Source organism: Plantibacter cousiniae (nom. nud.) (genome assembly GCF_977070315.1).
The window spans coordinates 740,032-757,203 of sequence record NZ_CDRVEU010000001.1 but is presented as its reverse complement, the minus strand read 5'-3'; the positions used below and the strand labels follow the sequence as shown (position 1 = coordinate 757,203).

15 protein-coding genes and 1 pseudogene are annotated in these 17,172 nt (G+C 58.8%); 8 read left to right on the top strand and 8 right to left on the bottom strand.

Annotated elements, in window-relative coordinates; genetic code table 11:
* Together ACW55A_RS03525 and ACW55A_RS03520 are read right to left on the bottom strand one after the other, a co-directional pair.
* Positions 1-938: pseudogene (locus ACW55A_RS03525) on the bottom strand (hypothetical protein); the annotation flags it as partial.
* A gap of 457 nt (positions 939-1,395) precedes the next feature.
* Positions 1,396-2,115 carry a UTRA domain-containing protein gene (locus ACW55A_RS03520; protein WP_060708803.1) on the bottom strand — a complete coding sequence of 240 codons (720 nt, stop codon included), beginning with the start codon at positions 2,113-2,115 and terminating at the stop codon, positions 1,396-1,398.
* A gap of 354 nt (positions 2,116-2,469) precedes the next feature.
* Between ACW55A_RS03520 and ACW55A_RS03515 the strand changes: the two genes are divergently transcribed.
* The 6 genes from ACW55A_RS03515 (at position 2,470) to ACW55A_RS03490 (ending at position 7,817) form a co-directional block, all read left to right on the top strand.
* The gene (locus ACW55A_RS03515) at positions 2,470-3,537 is read left to right on the top strand and encodes an ABC transporter substrate-binding protein (RefSeq protein WP_003368360.1); all 1,068 of its coding nucleotides are present in this window, start codon (positions 2,470-2,472) and stop codon (positions 3,535-3,537) included.
* Positions 3,538-3,615: 78 nt separating this feature from the next.
* A complete protein-coding gene (locus ACW55A_RS03510) occupies positions 3,616-4,422 on the top strand; it encodes an alkaline phosphatase family protein (RefSeq protein WP_003430952.1) in 807 nt (268 codons plus the stop codon).
* Entirely contained in the window at positions 4,419-5,261 is an 843-nt protein-coding gene (locus ACW55A_RS03505; protein ID WP_003430949.1) for an ABC transporter permease, read from the top strand. Before ACW55A_RS03510 ends, ACW55A_RS03505 begins: the two co-directional genes overlap by 4 nt.
* Positions 5,248-6,045 carry an ABC transporter permease gene (locus ACW55A_RS03500; RefSeq protein ID WP_003368352.1) on the top strand — a complete coding sequence of 266 codons (798 nt, stop codon included), beginning with the start codon at positions 5,248-5,250 and terminating at the stop codon, positions 6,043-6,045. The genes ACW55A_RS03505 and ACW55A_RS03500 overlap by 14 nt, the downstream gene beginning before the upstream one ends.
* A gap of 1 nt (position 6,046) precedes the next feature.
* A complete protein-coding gene (locus ACW55A_RS03495; RefSeq protein WP_003430947.1) occupies positions 6,047-7,036 on the top strand; it encodes an ABC transporter ATP-binding protein in 990 nt (329 codons plus the stop codon).
* A 127-nt stretch (positions 7,037-7,163) separates the two neighbouring features.
* Positions 7,164-7,817 (top strand): HAD family hydrolase, encoded by a 654-nt coding sequence (locus ACW55A_RS03490; protein WP_044309985.1) that lies wholly within the window; start codon positions 7,164-7,166, stop codon positions 7,815-7,817.
* A 19-nt stretch (positions 7,818-7,836) separates the two neighbouring features.
* Here the strand turns inward: ACW55A_RS03490 and ACW55A_RS03485 are convergent, their stop codons facing one another.
* Complete coding sequence (locus ACW55A_RS03485) at positions 7,837-8,799, bottom strand: NAD(P)H-quinone oxidoreductase (RefSeq protein ID WP_044309986.1); 963 nt, start codon at positions 8,797-8,799, stop codon at positions 7,837-7,839.
* Positions 8,800-8,937: 138 nt separating this feature from the next.
* On the opposite strand from ACW55A_RS03485, the gene ACW55A_RS03480 reads away from it, so the two are divergent.
* Positions 8,938-11,019, top strand: a complete 2,082-nt coding sequence (locus ACW55A_RS03480; RefSeq protein WP_498810605.1) for a carboxy terminal-processing peptidase — start codon at positions 8,938-8,940, stop codon at positions 11,017-11,019.
* 117 nt (positions 11,020-11,136) lie between these two features.
* The gene (locus tag ACW55A_RS03475; protein ID WP_498810604.1) at positions 11,137-12,909 is read left to right on the top strand and encodes a GGDEF domain-containing protein; all 1,773 of its coding nucleotides are present in this window, start codon (positions 11,137-11,139) and stop codon (positions 12,907-12,909) included.
* Between the two features lie 17 nt (positions 12,910-12,926).
* On the opposite strand, the gene ACW55A_RS03470 is transcribed toward ACW55A_RS03475, so the two are convergent.
* The 5 genes from ACW55A_RS03470 to ACW55A_RS03450 form a co-directional block, all read right to left on the bottom strand.
* Positions 12,927-13,298, bottom strand: a complete 372-nt coding sequence (locus tag ACW55A_RS03470) for a hypothetical protein (protein ID WP_003430937.1) — start codon at positions 13,296-13,298, stop codon at positions 12,927-12,929.
* Positions 13,295-13,636, bottom strand: a complete 342-nt coding sequence (locus tag ACW55A_RS03465) for a helix-turn-helix domain-containing protein (RefSeq protein ID WP_455809515.1) — start codon at positions 13,634-13,636, stop codon at positions 13,295-13,297. The genes ACW55A_RS03470 and ACW55A_RS03465 overlap by 4 nt, the downstream gene beginning before the upstream one ends.
* Positions 13,637-13,736: 100 nt before the next feature.
* A complete protein-coding gene (locus ACW55A_RS03460) occupies positions 13,737-14,189 on the bottom strand; it encodes a YkvA family protein (RefSeq protein WP_498810603.1) in 453 nt (150 codons plus the stop codon).
* A gap of 366 nt (positions 14,190-14,555) precedes the next feature.
* A complete protein-coding gene (bamJ, locus tag ACW55A_RS03455; RefSeq protein WP_003368330.1) occupies positions 14,556-15,329 on the bottom strand; it encodes a BamJ family beta-barrel-assembly machinery protein in 774 nt (257 codons plus the stop codon).
* Positions 15,330-15,535: 206 nt separating this feature from the next.
* The gene (locus tag ACW55A_RS03450) at positions 15,536-16,945 is read right to left on the bottom strand and encodes a DUF4329 domain-containing protein (RefSeq protein ID WP_455809516.1); all 1,410 of its coding nucleotides are present in this window, start codon (positions 16,943-16,945) and stop codon (positions 15,536-15,538) included.
* Between the last annotated feature and the right edge of the window lie 227 nt (positions 16,946-17,172).

Here is a 17,172-nt window from a genome sequence, read left to right as displayed (position 1 = left end):
GTGCCGGTGCTGCCATACCCAGCGGTGAGATTGCTGCCTTCCTGAGCCGTTTGCGTGCTGCCGTAACCCGCTGTGAGTGAGCTGTCCCCGCCCGAAGTCTGAGTACTGCCGTAACCGGCGATAAGCGAGCTGTCCGAGCCTGCCGTGCCGGTGCTGCCGTACCCTGCCGTCAGGTTGCTGCCTTCGCGGGCGGTCTGGGTGCTGCCGTAACCCGCTGTCAGCGCGCTGTCCCCACCGGCGGTCTGGGTGCTTCCATAGCCAGCGACCAGCGAGCTGTCGGAGCCGGCGGTGCCTGTACTTCCATAACCGGCAATTAGATCACTGTGGTTGCCAGCGGTCTCGTTACTGCCATAACCGGCAATCAGACGACTGTGATTGTCGCCACTCAACGTGCTGCCGTAAGTGGCGGTCTGCACATTCTGCGGCGTCGTCACCGGCAGGGTGTTTACTGGGGCGGCAGCCGCGCTGACCGACGCGACATCGAACACTTCATGACGGGCCTGTTCGGCCACCGGTAACGTGACACTTGCTACCGCAGGCATGGGCGTGGGTATGGCCGTGGGCATTGGCGTTAACGTTGACGTTGACGTTGACGTTGACGCAGGGTCGGCCTGACGTGCCGAAATGAAGTGTGACGCGCTGATCCTGTCGCCGACATGAACCACCTCGGCCCGCGGAAACTTGACCATTCCCGGCTCTTCCAGACTGATGATGTCTGCAACGGCAACTTCACAGACAATCCATCGAGCATCGGCATGCACGCTTAGAAAAGCGCTGGTTCCAGCGCCCCACAGTAAACCGACCAGACCATTCTCATGCCGCCTGGTTGACTGCCAGTATCTGGATTCCACCGTGCCGGACGCGGGCCATATAAGGCCGCAGTGATCGGCCATGTTATTTGCACAGGTACGCAGCACCAACGCCTTGTCGAGATTCATTACAGCATCCTCATAGATCCTTTAAATAAAAGCAGCCGCACTTATCAAGCATTGCTTTATAGGACAACTGCCATGTCAGCCTTAATCCAAACGTGGAACGATCGTGCAAATAATACCAACTAACCAGCGCCTATCCTTCCACACCAAAAACCTACCACACCCCATTAACAAACATTAATTAATATTAAGATTTTTCTTAAATCCGCTGAAAACTAGAATAATTACTCTGGGAAATTTCATCAAAAAAACCAACTAATTTAACGCCACCCCGCCAGCAACAATAGAATAACGCTCATTAATTTTTTTTGTTAATCAAATGCATGCATTATACAAAACCTATTAAACAGGCTGTACATTGCACACATTCTTATCAACGAAATGAGTATTTATTTATAGAAAACAGCGAACTAACGGTGGCACAGACCGCGCTTGGGAAGTGGGTTTGCCACACCGGCATTCAGTCGCCGTGCACCTCTGCGCGCACATGAATAGCATCATGACGCCAGTATTCGAGGTCACAGTCGATCAACCGATCTTTCCGATCATAATTGACACGTGCAATGCGCAGGCCCGGGCTACCCAGTGAAACCTTCAGTGCAGCGGCTGCTTCGCTGTGCAGCGCCGTGGGGACCATGTCGAAGCGCACCCGACCGTAATGAATGTCATAGCGGCGGGCGTAGAGTTCACTGAGCGATTCGTTCAGGTCGTGTTCGAGAATGCCGGGGAACAACTCCGGTCTCAGGTAGTGCTCGACATACAGCACCAGACGCTGATCGATCCGTCGCGCGCGACAGATCTGGATTACGCTCGACAGCGCCGGCAGTTCCAGCATTTCGCAGATCATCGCTGAAGCAGGTTGCAGGCGTGCAGACAGAAGCCGGGTGTGCGGCACCCTTCCCTGGGCACAGACCATTGCGTGGAAATGGCTACGCCTGATCAGGTCATAGGCCAGTCGCGGCGGCGAGATGAACCAGCCACGCCGCTCTTCCCGATAGATCAACCCCTGCGCCTCAAGCTGCAACAGCGCTTCACGCAAGGTGATGCGGGTGGTGGCGAATACCTCGCTGAGCTTGCGCTCTGCAGGCAACTTGCTGCCATGCGGCAACAACCCATGTTCGATCTGCTCCTGCAGCGCATGGCAAATGGTTGTTACCGCCCGTGGCACATCTTCGCGCATTCCGGTATCCGTCTGGACTAGACCAGCCCTGTTACGAGGCATACATCAGTGCAGCCAACGCCGTTGACTCCCTTGCCGTGAGCCTAGGCCGGGGACATGACTGTACTGTTACAGGACAAATCACGTTGCATGCCAACTGCGCCGAAAAGAGCCCATAAGCCCCTGCCCAACAGGCCCATTGCGATGGTCTACGCTTAGCGCCAGGCACTGCCGGGGCCCGTGAAAAACGCTTTTGTCCGTGCAACACGACACGAAAATGTCATGCAAAAAGCCTAACTTGGCTCAGGTATTGCTGATCTAGACCAAATAATCCGCAACGAACACTTTTCTCAAGAAGTGCACTAGGAGCTCCGAATGAAACATCTTTTGTTGGCATCACTCCTCGGTTCAGCCATGGCAATGAGCTCGCTGGTCATGGCTGCGGACACTGATCTTAAAACGCTGGAGGCTGCGGCCAAGGCTGAAGGCGCGGTCAACAGCCTCGGCATGCCGGATGACTGGGCAAACTGGGGCGGCATCTGGAAAGACCTGGAAGCCAAATATGGCCTCAAGCACATGGACACCGACATGAGTTCGGCCCAGGAGATCGCCAAGTTCGAGGCGGAGAAAGACAACGCCAGCGGTGACATTGGCGACGTAGGCGCAGCGTTCGGCCCTATCGCCACAGCAAAAGGCGTTACCCAGCCTTACAAGCCAACTACCTGGGATCAGATCCCGACCTGGGCCAAGGACAAGGACGGCCATTGGGCGCTGGCTTACACCGGCACCATCGCCTTCATCGTCAACAAAAACCTGCTGCACGGCTCTGAAATACCGAAAAGCTGGGCTGACCTGAAAACCGGCAAATACAAGGTGTCCATCGGCGACGTGAGCACTGCGGCTCAGGCTGCCAACGGTGTACTGGCAGCGGCCATCGCCATGAAAGGTGACGAAACCAACATCGCACCGGGCCTGGCACTGTTCACCGATCTGGCCAAACAGAAGCGTCTGTCGCTGGCCAACCCGACCATTCAGACCATCGAGAAAGGCGAAATCGAAGTCGGTGTGGTCTGGGACTTCAACGGCCTGAGCTACAAAGCCAAGATGACCAAACCCGATGATTACGTCGTGCTGATCCCTTCGGACGGCTCGGTGATTTCCGGCTACACCACCATCATCAACAAGTATGCCAAACATCCGAACGCCGCCAAGCTGGCGCGTGAATACACCTTCAGCGACGCGGGTCAGATCAATCTGGCCAAGGGCAATGCACGCCCGATTCGCGTAGAGCACATCAAACTGCCTGAAGATGTTCAAGCCAAACTGCTGCCGCAAGACCAGTACAAAAACGCCAAGCCAATCGAGAACGCAGAGGCGTGGGAGAAAACTTCCAAAGCGCTGCCGCAGATGTGGAACGAGCAGGTCATCATCGAGATGAACTGATCCTCTCCTGCGGCTCAGGGATGAAGTCGTGTACTCCGGGCGAGCCAGTCTCGCCCGTTCTTTCAAAGCGAGTCGCCCATGAAACACAACGTCATCCTGATCGTGCTGGACGGCCTCAATTACGAAGTCGCACGCCATGCGATGGGGCACCTGCAAGCCTGGCATGATGCGGGCCGGGCCGCGCTCTACAAGATGGAATGCGAACTGCCCGCCCTCTCACGCCCCCTTTACGAATGCATACTGACCGGTGTCGCGCCCATCGACAGCGGCATCGTGCATAACAACGTCTCGCGCCTGTCGAATCAGCGCAGCATCTTTCACTATGCTCGCGACGCCGGGCTGAGCACTGCAGCAGCGGCCTATCACTGGGTCAGCGAGCTGTACAACCGCACCCCGTTCGACCCGGCACGCGATCGCCATACGGAAGCCACGGATCTGCCGATTCAGCACGGACTGTTCTACTGGGCCGATCACTACCCTGATTCGCACCTGTTCGCCGACGCCGAAAGCCTGCGCCTCGGGCACGCCCCGAACTTTCTGCTGATCCACCCCATGAACATCGACGACGCCGGGCACAAGCACGGCCTCGACACTGCGCAGTACCGCAACAGCGCCCGCAGCGCAGACATCATTCTGGCTGACTACCTGCAACGCTGGCTGGATGCGGGTTATCAAGTACTGGTGACGGCCGACCACGGCATGAACAATGACCGCTCGCACAACGGGCTGTTGCCGGAAGAACGTGAGGTGCCGCTGTTCGTCATCGGTGATGCCTTCAGCCTGAATGTCGACGCCGCGCCGCGCCAGATCGATCTGTGCGGCACCGTCTGCGAGCTGCTTGGCGTGCCGCACGACAAACCGGTCTGCCGGGAGATTCTCAATTGACAACCTTTTCCCGAGGCAAGTGGCTGGGGCTGTTGTGCCTGCTGCCCTTCGCCGTATTTTTCATCGTGTTTCAGATCGCACCGCTGCTCTGGGTCGCGATCCACAGCCTGCAAAGCGATGCCGGCTGGGGCTGGGAAAACTTCATCCGGGCGTTCAGCTCGAAGTTCTACCGGCAAGCCATTCAGTACAGCCTGGAGATCAGCTTCTGGTCGAGCCTGTTCGGCATCATCATCTCGATCCTGGGTGCCTATTCGCTGCGCAAGGTGGATTCGCGGCTGCGTGATTTCGTCAACTCGTTCGCCAACATGACCAGCAATTTTGCCGGCGTTCCACTGGCGTTCGCGTTCATCATTCTGCTGGGGTTCAACGGCGCGCTGACCCTCATCCTCAAACAGACCGGGATCATCGATGACTTCAACCTGTATTCCAAGACCGGACTGATCATCCTTTATACCTACTTCCAGATCCCCCTCGGCGTGCTGCTGCTCTACCCCGCATTCGATGCCGTGCGCGAAGACTGGAACGAGTCGGCAGCGTTGCTGGGGGCCAGCAGCTATCAGTTCTGGCGCTACATCGGCCTGCCGGTGCTGACCCCGGCGCTGCTCGGCACGTTTGTCATTCTGCTGGCCAATGCGCTGGGCGCCTATGCCACGGTCTACGCGCTGACCACCGGCAATTTCAACGTATTGCCGATCCGTATCGCGGCGATGGTCGCGGGGGATATCACGCTGGATCCGAACATGGCCAGCGCGCTGGCGATGATTCTGGTCGGGCTCATGACCCTGGTCACCGTGGTCCATCAGTGGTTGTTGAGAAGGAGCTACCATGTCACGCGTTGAACGAGGGCCTGCGAGCATTTATCACAAGACAGTGGTCTACCTGCTGTTCCTGATCCTGTTGCTGCCACTGGCCGGCACCTTCCTGTACTCGATCGCGACCAGTTGGTCGGCGACCATTCTGCCCAGCGGCCTGACCTTCAAATGGTACGTGGCGCTGTGGAGCGACCCACGCTTTCTGACGGCGTTCGGCCAGTCGTTGCTGGTCTGCGTCGGCGCACTGGTCCTTTCGGTGGTGCTGATTCTGCCCCTGCTGTTCGTCGTGCATTACTACTTTCCGCGCCTCGACGGGCTGATGAACATCCTCATCCTGCTGCCGTTCGCCGTGCCGCCCGTGGTCTCCTCGGTCGGCCTGCTGCAGCTGTATGGCTCAGGCCCCATGGCGATGGTCGGTACACCGTGGATTCTGATTGGCTGTTATTTCACGGTCGCCCTGCCCTTCATGTACCGCGCCATCACCAACAACCTGCAGGCCATCAACCTGACAGACCTGATGGACGCCGCCCAGTTGCTCGGCGCCAGCACCTGGCAGGCGGCGTTCATGGTCGTGCTGCCCAACCTGCGCAAGGGCCTGATGATTGCCCTGCTGCTGTCGTTCTCGTTCCTGTTCGGCGAATTCGTGTTCGCCAACCTGCTGGTCGGCACGCGCTATGAAACCCTGCAGGTCTACCTCAACAACATGCGCAACAGCAGTGGTCACTTCAACAGCGCGCTGGTGATTTCCTATTTCCTCTTCGTGCTGGTGCTGACCTGGGCCGCCAATCGACTGAACAAGGACAAAGACTGAGATGAGTTTTGTCAGTATTGAAAACCTGCAGAAAAGCTACGCCAGCACGTCAGTGTTCAGCGACATCAACTGCAGCATCGCGAAGGGCGAATTCGTTACCTTGCTGGGCCCGTCGGGCTGCGGCAAATCCACGTTATTGCGCTGCATTGCCGGGCTGACCCCGGTCAACAGCGGGCGCATTCTGCTCGATGGCAGCGACCTGGTGCCGCTCACGCCGCAAAAGCGCAACATCGGCATGGTGTTCCAGAGCTATGCGCTGTTTCCCAACATGACCGTCGAGCAAAACGTTGCCTTCGGGCTGCGCATTCAGAAAGTCGGTGCCGACGAGAGCTCAAGGCGTGTTGCCGAGATTCTGCGCATGGTCGAGCTGCACGATTTTGCCACGCGCTACCCGCATCAACTGTCCGGCGGGCAATGCCAGCGTGTGGCGCTGGCGCGCTCGCTGGTCACTCGCCCGCGTCTGCTGTTGCTCGATGAGCCGCTATCGGCGCTGGACGCGCGGATTCGCAAGAACCTGCGTGAACAGATACGCGCCATTCAGCGCGAGCTGAGCCTGACCACTATTTTCGTGACCCACGACCAGGAAGAGGCACTGACCCTGTCAGACCGTATCTTCCTGATGAACCAGGGCCGGATCGTGCAGAGCGGTGACGCCGAGACACTGTACACCGCGCCGGTGGACGTTTTCGCCGCAGGCTTCATCGGCAACTACAACCTGCTGGAAGCCGACGATGCCACTCGCCTGATGCAGCGCCCGATCAACAGCCGTGTGGCGATCCGCCCTGAGTCGATCCAATTGAGCCTGACGGGCGAACTGGAAGGCGAAGTACGCAGTCACAGTCTGCTCGGCAACGTCATCCGCTACCGGGTGCAAGCGCGTGGCGTAGACCTTGTGGTCGACGTACTGAACCGCAGCGCCGACGACCTGCACCCGGACGGAAGGCGTGTAACACTGAACATTGAACCGTCGGCACTCTGCGCCTTGAACTGAGCGTTGCCTTGAACTGAACGCGCCGTGAACTGAATTCGTTCTGCACGCATAACGCCACGCGCTTGCCGATCAAGACGCCATGCGTGAAGCTGACAGCCGACTCAACAGACTTTTAGGAGAAACGCACATGCCCCTGGCAATTTTCGACCTGGACGAGACCCTGATCGGTGGTGACTGCGCCACGCTCTGGAGCGAGCAGATGGGTCGCCTGGGCTGGGTTGACTCGACGTCGTTCATGCAACGCAACGACGAACTGATGGCCGCCTACAGCGAGGGCAAGCTCGCGATGGAAGACTACATGGCCTTCAGCCTGGAACCCATGGCTGGCCGTACCCCTGAAGAAATCGACCATCTGGTCGGCCCTTGGGTCGAGGACGTCATCGAGCCGATCATCTACAGCGACGCCTGCACATGCATTGCAAAGCACCGCGCCCAGGGTGACCGCATTCTGGTGATCTCGGCGTCGGGCGTGCACCTGGTCAAGCCGATCGCCGAACGCCTCGGGATCGACGAAGTGCTGGGTATCGAACTGGACGTGCAGCACGGCGTCTACAGCGGTGCAACCGTCGGCGTGCTGACCTATCGGGAAGGCAAGATCACGCGCCTGATGGAATGGCTGGATGCCGAGGGGGAAAATCTCGAGGGTGCGAGTTTCTATTCGGATTCGCGCAATGACCTGCCGCTGCTGCTCAAGGTTGACCACCCTAACGTGGTCAACCCCGATGCCGTGTTACTGGAACACGCGCAGAAAGCCGGCTGGCCGGTGCACGACTGGAGCTGAGTCCAGAGGCACCGCCTGATCAGACCAGGCTTTCGTCGATGACCAGCACGATCTTGCCTGACACCGTGTTGGTCGCCAGCTCTTCGAACGCCGCCTCGGCATCCTTGATCGCAAAGGATTTCGCCAGTTGCGGCTTGAGGCGGCCCTCAGTGAACAGCGGCCAGACGTGCTGGCCCAGGTCGCTGAGCAGGTCGGCCTTGAACGTGTCGTCGCGACTGCGCAAGGTCGAACCCATCAGCCGGATACGCTTGCCCAGTACGTGAGCCAGATCCACCTGCGCCTCGCGGCCGCTCATGACGCCGATCAGCACCCAGCGACCGTCCAGGGCCAGCAGTTTGACGTTGAGCTCGGCATAGCTCGCCCCCACCGGGTCGAGGATGACGTTGAACGGTGCAAAGTCGTTCAGGCCTTCAAGGCTTTCGCTGCGTACCACACCGCCCTGAGCACCCAGTTCGACGCAATAGGCCAGACGTTCGGTCGAGCCGACACTGACCCAGACCGGATTGCCAAACGCCTTGCAAAGCTGAATCCCGGCTGAACCAACCCCACTTGCGCCAGCGTGCAGCAAAACCTTCTCGCCAGGCTTGAGCCCGGCGAGCTCGAACAGGTTCAACCACGCGGTGGCATAGACCTCAGGAATGGCGGCCGCCTCGTGCAGCGACAGACCTTCCGGTACCGGCAGCACGTGTCGCCCATCGACCACCACCTCTTCGGCCATCGCCCCGCCCGCCAACAGCGCGCAGACGCGGTCTCCGACCACCCAGGACGTACCCGGACCGACTTCGGCGATCACGCCCGAGCACTCCAGACCCAGCGTCTGAGTGACGCCGGGCGGCGGCGGATACTTGCCTTCGCGCTGTAACAGATCGGCACGATTCAAACCTGCCGCAGCCACTTTGATACGTACCTGCCCCACATCGAGGGCCGGACTCGGCTCCTCGACCCATTCCACATGTCCTTCAACGCCTTGCAATGCCTTCACGGTGCCTCCATAGTGAGTCCAGACTGAGCCCGTGGCTGTTTTGCCCGGGCTTTTGCATTATGCGGCCGGGTCCAAAGGAACCGGCGACCTCAAAGACGGCCTAATATGCGTTATCAATTGTCCTCGCGTCGAATCAGCATGAAGCAATTATTCCCCAGCACTGCCCTCGCACTGTTTGTCGGCCTTAGCGTTTTGCCGATGTCAGCCAGTACCTTTGCCGCCAACAGCTGGGATAATCTTCAGCCGGACCGCGACGAAGTGATTGCCAGTCTCAACGTGGTTGAGCTGCTCAAACGACATCACTACAGCAAGCCGCCCCTGGACGACAAGCGTTCGGCGATTATTTACCAGAGCTACATCAAGCAACTGGACCCCTCGCGCAGCTATTTCATGGCCAGCGACATTGCCGATTTCGACAAATGGCAGTTCCAGTTCGACGACTTCCTGAAAAGCGGCGACCTGAACGCCGGCTTCACCACCTACAAGCGCTATCTGGACCGCGTCAATGCGCGTCTGAATTTTGCGCTGGCCGAGTTGGGCAAGGGCGTCGACAAGCTCGACTTCAATACCAAGGAAACCCTGCTGGTCGACCGCAAGGACGCCGCATGGCCCAAGGATACTGCCGAGCTCGACGAACTGTGGCGCAAGCGCATCAAGGATGAAGTCCTGCGTCTGAAGATTGCAGGCAAGGACCCGGCGAAGATTCAGGAAACCCTGACCAAGCGCTACAAGAATCAGCAGGCGCGTCTGAACCAGACCCGTGCCGAAGATATCTTCCAGGCCTACATCAACACGTTCGCCATGTCCTACGACCCGCACACCAACTACCTGTCACCTGACAGCGCGGAGAACTTCGACATCAACATGAGCCTGTCGCTGGAAGGCATCGGCGCCGTGTTGCAGAGCGACAACGACAACGTGAAGATCGTGCGTCTGGTCCCGGCAGGTCCGGCGGCCAAGACCAAACAGGTCGCTCCGGCCGACAAGATCGTGGCCGTTGCCCAGGGCGACAAGGAAATGGTCGACGTGATCGGCTGGCGCCTCGATGAAGTGGTCAAGCTGATTCGCGGTCCGAAAGGCTCGGTGGTACGCCTGGAGATCATCCCGGCCAGCAATGCACCGAACGACCAGACCAGCAAGATCGTTGCCATTACCCGTGAAGCGGTGAAGCTTGAAGAACAGGCGGCCAAGAAGTCGATCCTGCACCTCAAGCAGGACGGCAAGGATTACAAGCTCGGGGTCATCGACATTCCGGCCTTCTATCTGGACTTCAAGGCCTACCGGGCTGGCGATCCTGAATACAAGAGCACCACCCGTGACGTGAAGAAACTGCTCACCGAATTGCAGGCCGAGAAGGTCGACGGTGTGGTACTGGATCTGCGCAACAACGGTGGTGGTTCGTTGCAGGAAGCCACCGAGCTGACCAGCCTGTTCATCGACAAGGGCCCGACCGTGCTGGTGCGTAATGCCGACGGCAAGGTCGACGTCCTGGAAGACGAAGCCAAGGGCGCGTTCTACAAAGGCCCGATGGCATTGCTGGTCAACCGCCTGTCTGCGTCGGCGTCGGAGATTTTCGCCGGGGCGATGCAGGATTATCACCGCGCGCTGGTGATCGGTGGCCAGACCTTCGGTAAAGGCACCGTGCAGACCATTCAGCCGCTCAATCACGGCGAACTGAAACTGACACTGGCCAAGTTCTATCGGGTTTCCGGTCAGAGCACCCAGCATCAGGGCGTGGTACCGGACATCACGTACCCATCGCTGATCGACACCAAGGAGATCGGCGAGAGCGCGCTGCCCGAAGCCATGCCGTGGGACAGCATCAAACCGGCGATCAAGCCGGCAATCGACCCGTTCAAGCCGTTCCTGGCTCAATTGCAGGCGCGTCATGAAGCACGTTCGGCAAAAGACGCCGAGTTCGTGTTCATTGAGGATCGCCTGGCGCTGGCCAAGAAGCTGATGAACGAGAAGACCGTCAGCCTCAATGAAGCCGACCGTCGTGCCGAGCATGCGTCTATCGAAAGCAAGCAACTTGCGCTGGAAAACACCCGCCGCAAGGCCAAGGGTGAAGAGCCGCTCAAAGAGCTGAAGAAGGAAGATGAAGACGCGCTGCCGGTAGAAGACGAGAAAACCAAACCCGAGGACGATGCCTACCTGGCAGAGACCGGGCGCATTCTCATCGACTATCTGGGTCTGAGTGCGGCTGTCGCGAAAAAGTAACGCAGGCTCATTGATGGCCAGTTAGCCGCAACGTCATCAAACAGTCATGAAGCTGTCGTGAAATACGGGGCTGAACGCGAAAGCGCTCAGCCCTTTTTCATTCTCTCCGAGACGACCATGACCATAACAGAGCAGCTGAGCGCACTGAGTTCCATTCTGGCTCGTGGTGATTTGCACAGCTTGTTCCAACCCATCGTCTCGCTGTCGGAGCACCGGATTCTGGGCTATGAAGCCTTGACCCGCGGCCCGTCCAACAGCGCCCTGCACTCGCCCCTGAATCTGTTCGCCATCGCCCGCCAGGCCGGGCGTCTGAGCGAGCTGGAGTTGAGTTGCCGAGACAGCGCCTGCCGACGTTTCAGTCAGCAGAAGTTGCCGGGCAAGCTGTTTCTCAACGTCTCCCCCGAATCGCTGCTCGAAAGCTCTCATCCTCCGGGTCGGACGCTGGAAATGCTGCGCCGATACCACATCGCGCCGAAGGACGTGGTCATCGAACTGACCGAGCAGATGCCTACCGACGATTTCGACCTGCTGTACAACGCCTTGCATCGCTATCGCGACATGGGCTTCTCCATTGCGTTGGACGATCTCGGTGCCGGTTATTCGAGCTTGCGACTGTGGTCGGAGCTGCGCCCGGACTATGTGAAAATCGATCGGCACTTCATCGACGGCATTCATCAGGACGCGGTGAAGCGCGAGTTCGTCGGCTCCATGCTGCAGATGGCCAAGGCTTCCAGAGCGACGGTGATTGCCGAAGGCATCGAATTGCCCGAAGAGCTGGCGACGCTGAAAGACATGGGCGTGAACCTGGTTCAAGGCTATCTGCTGGCGCGCCCTCAGGAGCGCCCGCCGCGCGACACTCGCGCCATGCTGCCCAGGACAGAGATCGCAGTGACGCCGCTCAACGAAGAAGCGGCCGACCTGTCTGCCCTGCTCAACCCGCAGCCATCGGTCAGCCAGTCAACTCCCACTGCTGAAGTGCTGGAAGCGTTTCGCAGGCAGGCCAACCTCAACTCTTTGGCGGTGCTGGATGACGACGCCCGACCGTGTGGCATCGTCCACCGGCACTCATTGTCCGAGGCTTTGCTCAAGCCCTTCGGCACCGAGCTGTTTGCCCGCAAACCGATCAGCCGTCTGATGAGCAGTGACTTTCTGGCCGTGGAAGTCAGCCAGTCGCTGCAACAGGTCAGCCGGCTGTTGACCAGCCGTGCCCGGCAACGCATCGAGGAGGATTTCATCATCACCTCGAACGGTGCCTATCTTGGGCTGGGCCGGGTGATCGACGTGCTCAAGCTGATTACCGAAATGAAGATCCAGCAGGCACGTTACGCCAACCCGCTGACCCTGCTGCCCGGCAACGTCCCGATTCAGCAGTGCCTGACTCGACTGCTGCAGCAAGGCCGCGCATCGATGATCTGCTACGTGGACATCGACAGTTTCAAGCCCTTCAACGACATCTACGGTTATGCCCGTGGCGACGAGGTGCTGCTGTGTCTGGCGCAATGCCTCAACGACCGCATCGATCCGGCCAGGGACTTTGTCGGGCACATCGGCGGAGATGATTTTCTGATGGTGCTGGGCTTTGATGACTGGGAACGACGCCTGAAAAGCCTGCTGGATGATTTTCAGAATCAATGCCGTCGTTTCTACCGCGCAGAACACCTGGAAGCCGGGTGCTTCATCGCCCTCAACCGGCAGGGCCAACGCCAGGAATTCCCACTGCTGTCGCTGTCGATCGGCGTGGTGCACTTGCATGAAGAAAGCTGCACGTTGGTCGATGCCAGCCAACTGGCCGACCTCGCTTCACAGGCCAAGCACTTCGCCAAGGATGTCGCCGGCGCAAGCATTCACGTCATAGATTCGACGCGGCTGGATTTGTTGATGCAGGCGTGAGGGCCGGTGCCACTCCCCTACTGCGCTTCAACTTCCGGATAACTGTATTCGAACACCCGAACCACTTCCGAGGCATGCCATGAGGCTGCCGCGACGCCGTCCGAAGGTCCGGAGAAACGGCCCAGGCGTTCGGCACACTCGAAAAAACCAGGACGCGGCAGGCGGCTTGCGCCCTGGCTGATGACCAGCGAACTGCGCAAGGGCTGTTCAGCGCGGGCATCCATGGCGGCGAGGTGCTCAAGAGCCGCCGTCAGGGTCTGCATGGCCGGACTGGGCAGTTGCAGGCGTTCCACCAGCGCGCGATAGGTCAGCAGATGCCGTTGGCGACGGGCCAGATCGAGCTCATTGAGCAGCCCGTCCCAATGCTGACGACTGATGCGCACGCTCACGACTCACCTCGCCAGCCCGGCACCCCAAGCTCCCACGCCAGGCTGCGCTTGATGGCGCCGTCCGGCTCACGAGTACCGTTCTCGATCAATTCCAGATAGGACGGGCTGATCCCGACGGTACGCGCCAGGCTCGCCGCTTCAAGGCCCTTGGCCTCGCGCAGTGCACGCAACTCATCGAACCCGGGAAGCTCATCGGCGGTAGTGCCGGAAGTCGATACAGCCGGCTCGCTGGAAGGTTTGCCGGCCAGTCCGGCAGCCTTGAGCAGCGCTTGATACTGCACCCAGGGCAGCACTGCATATTCAGGCTCCCCGTCTCGGGATATCACTTGAAGATCCATAGAGTCACCTTGTACTACACGACCGCATACTGATCAGGCCTGATCCATAGGCAGTCATCTTAACAGCGGAACGCCAGGGCTTGTGTTCAATCCGTGAGACTTACACCTTACCCCGCTCTTGCTCCAGCAGTGCCTGAGTCTTCGGCAGTTGCTCGACCACGATGAGTTTCTCGGGCGATTGCTGCGCCCGCCATGCACGAAAGGCATCCAGTTCATTGCTCAAGTGCTTGGTAACCCATGCAAGCACGGCGATGTCATCGAGCATGCCGAGGCCGGGTATCCAGTCGGGGATCGCATCCAGCGGGCTGAGGAAGTACATCAGACCGGCGACGATGGACAGAATCGCTTTGGGGCTGATGCTGCGGTATTCGCCCCGCCAGTAAGCCAGGCACAAGACCTGCAGCAAACGCAGGTCTTCCTTGAGCTTGCCGAGACGATTACCTTCACTGTTGCCCTTGCGCGCGACAGCGAACAATAGCCCTGGCAATCGCCCGGCTGCCAGCAGACGCCGGGCTCCGGGCAGATAACGGATAAAATTCCACGGTGCTTTCATACCCACTCCCGCTCAGCAAAATGTCGTTCGATAAAAGCAGATCCGCTGGACCTGTCTGGCCAAAGCCACAAGGTTATCCACAATAATTGTGGATAACCTTGTGAACAGTGGCTTTTTTCCAGCCTCAACCCCCCGTTTTCGGGGGGCCACAGTCAAATCGGGCGTTTTTTACTCACAAAAAAACTACAAACGTGTGAACCCGACACCCTCTATGAGACGAGTGCCTTGATCCTGCCGGACTGTCGGACAATGCTTTTGCATGCATCCATGGTAGTGGGACTGCCCGAATGGCCAAGCGTTCGGGAAATAAGCCGGACACAAAAACGCCCTGTCGAGACAGGGCGTTTTCTGTAGCCAGGTAGAGCGTTACTTCTTGGCCGGAGCCGAAGCGGCAGGGGCTGCCTCTTCTTCTTCGTCGGCATCAGCACCCGCAGTCGGTGCCGCTGCAGGGTCTTTGATACCCAGCAGTTCGAGATCGAACACCAGTACCGAGTTGGCCGGGATCGCCGGGCTCGGGCTCTGTGCGCCGTAAGCCAGATCACTCGGGATGAAGAGTTTGATCTTCTCGCCGACGTGCATCAGTTGCAGGCCTTCGACCCAACCCGGAATCACACCGCCAACAGGCAGGTCGATCGGGCTGCCGCGCTCAACGGAACTGTCGAAGACCTTGCCGTCGATAAGCTTGCCTTCGTAGTGAACAGTCACAACATCGGTAGGCTTGGGCTGAGGGCCATCGGCTTTCTTGATGATCTGATACTGCAGGCCGGAAGCGGTGGTGACCACGCCGTCCTTCTTACCGTTCTCTTCGAGGAATTTCTTGCCAGCGGCAGAAGCCTCTTCGCTCATCTTCGCCAGACGCTCTTCGGAACGCTTTTGCAGCGCAGAGAAGGCTTCAACCAGCTCTTCGTCCTTGAGTTTCTGATCTTTCTTGCCGACAGCGTCTTCGATACCCAGGGCTACAGCCTTGGAATCCAGATCATCCATACCTTCCTGAGCCAGGCTTTTGCCCATGTTCAGACCGATGCCATAAGACGCTTTTTGTGCTGGGGTTTTCAGCTCAACGGTGCTGGCTTGCTTGTCACAACCTGCGAGTACCAGACCGACCAAGGCAATCGCCGCTGCCAACCGATGCTGTTTCATGCTAATTCCTTGTTCATGCGCCAAAAGGGCAAACGAGTAAAGCCGCGAGCTTATCAGGCCGCCGCGATCAATGGCTACCGGCATGAGAGGGAGAAAACGCCGATAAGTTCAGGTATCCAAAGGTTTTCCCGGATCTGTACCGCATTGTTCAGTTGCAGTTCAGTTTGTGATTCGCGACGGCAAGGCGCCGGCACGCTGCACAGGGCTCAGGCCACGGGACTGATCACACCGGCATCGGGCCAGCGCTCACTGGTCTGCAGCACGCGCAGATGCCCGGCCCGCGCCACCCGAAGAACGAAATCCTGCACGCTGAGGGTACCGGCCGCGAGTTGCGCCTGAATGGACCCGGCCCCCGAATAGACACGCGATACGCTTTGCAACAGTTGAAACTCCTCGTCGGACTGGCTGGGTGTGTAACAAAGCAGTGCGCCGTCGGCTGCCGAGAAATAAACGGCGGACATTTCGAAACCATAGCGAATCGGCACGCCTTTGCGGCGCTGGGCCGGTTTGTGCCGATAGCTGAACATCCGATGCAGGTCATCCGGCTCGAAGAAATCGTTCATCACTTCACGCCCACCCTCGACGGCCAGATTGGCTGAACAGAAATACATACCGTCCACACGATAGCCGTCAGGCAATGCAGGCCGGTAATACGCATCGGGATGGAACGCCGAACACGGCGCATACACTGGCATGCCGTCATCGAGCATCGGCTCGGCAATCCGATAGGCTCGGGTGACCGGATTGAACAGAAGAAAACCGATGATCTGTGAATGAATACGACTGCCGATACGGCCATGTGCGTAGCGTGCAGCCTCATCGGCGCTGTCGAACGGCGCGCTGAGGCTCAAAGATCGGGGCGGCCATTGCACGTCGCAGCTTGCGGGCGATTTGACCGGCGCCGCGCGAACAGCGGTTGCGTCAGGATATGGGTGCCAGTCGGCCAACACTTTGCCCGCCCGCCCCCACAGGAGGCTGGGCACTATCACGCGCAGATCCCCGGCACCGGCCAGCAGACGAACCACATCACTGGGCATCATGCTGAGGTTCTGCAACGCCTGGTGGATCTGGCTGAGTTCACACAGGTGCGGCATGCTCGGCGGACCGGAGACGCGCGCAAACAAGGCGTCTTCGGCGGCAGAGCGAGACAGTGTGTATTTGATCAGGGAACCGTCAGGCCCGGAAAGATAGGTCGCCGAACACACCTTCTGATCATCGATCACTGCGTAAATGTCGCCGACTGAAAGGCTGTTCGGGTAAGTAACCTTTTCACTCTCCGGCCACTCGTCGAGCCCGGCCTGCAGTGACGGGTGAGAATGGTAGACCGCATAGTCGTCATGCCCATGCGGGTAGAGCACATAACCTTCCTGCTCGTTGCGCGGGAAGACTTCATTGGGATCGAAGCTGAACTGGCTGCCATTCATGGGTTCGGTCGCGATGTATTTGCCATCCCTGCGAACCAGAATGAAACCGCCGTATTCGCGATCACGCCGGTCGCCGATCCGCTCATGAGCATAACGCGCCGCATCATCAGGATGATCGAACGGCGCGCTGAGCGTCGGCATATCGGGGTGGTGATCGATGGATCGCTTGAAGAGTCTTTTTCTGGGGTGCATGCACGGTTCCTTGAAAGCCTGACTGATTGAGCCATGAGCGTAAGGAAACCCGAGACAGCGAGTGACATAGATGAATATGACGTTATGTAGATCGGCCAGCGCCGAACAACATGAAATTAAAGATAATTTTTAAGCGTTCCGGGATGTGCTTCGATCCGCGGCGTGGGTGAATCGGCCCAGACCCTGCGTCGACCATCGCGACTGGCGACCAGGGCTTACGCAGTTTG

Excerpts from the sequence above, each read along its gene's own strand:
- ACW55A_RS03520 (WP_060708803.1), bottom strand. The coding sequence starts at position 2,115 with ATGCGCGAAGATGTGCCACGGGCGGTAACAACCATTTGCCATGCGCTG.
- ACW55A_RS03515 (WP_003368360.1), top strand. The coding sequence starts at position 2,470 with ATGAAACATCTTTTGTTGGCATCACTCCTCGGTTCAGCCATGGCAATG.
- ACW55A_RS03510 (WP_003430952.1), top strand. The coding sequence starts at position 3,616 with ATGAAACACAACGTCATCCTGATCGTGCTGGACGGCCTCAATTACGAA.
- ACW55A_RS03500 (WP_003368352.1), top strand. The coding sequence starts at position 5,248 with ATGTCACGCGTTGAACGAGGGCCTGCGAGCATTTATCACAAGACAGTG.
- ACW55A_RS03495 (WP_003430947.1), top strand. The coding sequence starts at position 6,047 with ATGAGTTTTGTCAGTATTGAAAACCTGCAGAAAAGCTACGCCAGCACG.
- ACW55A_RS03490 (WP_044309985.1), top strand. The coding sequence starts at position 7,164 with ATGCCCCTGGCAATTTTCGACCTGGACGAGACCCTGATCGGTGGTGAC.
- ACW55A_RS03480 (WP_498810605.1), top strand. The coding sequence starts at position 8,938 with ATGAAGCAATTATTCCCCAGCACTGCCCTCGCACTGTTTGTCGGCCTT.
- ACW55A_RS03475 (WP_498810604.1), top strand. The coding sequence starts at position 11,137 with ATGACCATAACAGAGCAGCTGAGCGCACTGAGTTCCATTCTGGCTCGT.
- ACW55A_RS03465 (WP_455809515.1), bottom strand. The coding sequence starts at position 13,636 with ATGGATCTTCAAGTGATATCCCGAGACGGGGAGCCTGAATATGCAGTG.
- ACW55A_RS03460 (WP_498810603.1), bottom strand. The coding sequence starts at position 14,189 with ATGAAAGCACCGTGGAATTTTATCCGTTATCTGCCCGGAGCCCGGCGT.
- bamJ (WP_003368330.1), bottom strand. The coding sequence starts at position 15,329 with ATGAAACAGCATCGGTTGGCAGCGGCGATTGCCTTGGTCGGTCTGGTA.
- ACW55A_RS03450 (WP_455809516.1), bottom strand. The coding sequence starts at position 16,945 with ATGCACCCCAGAAAAAGACTCTTCAAGCGATCCATCGATCACCACCCC.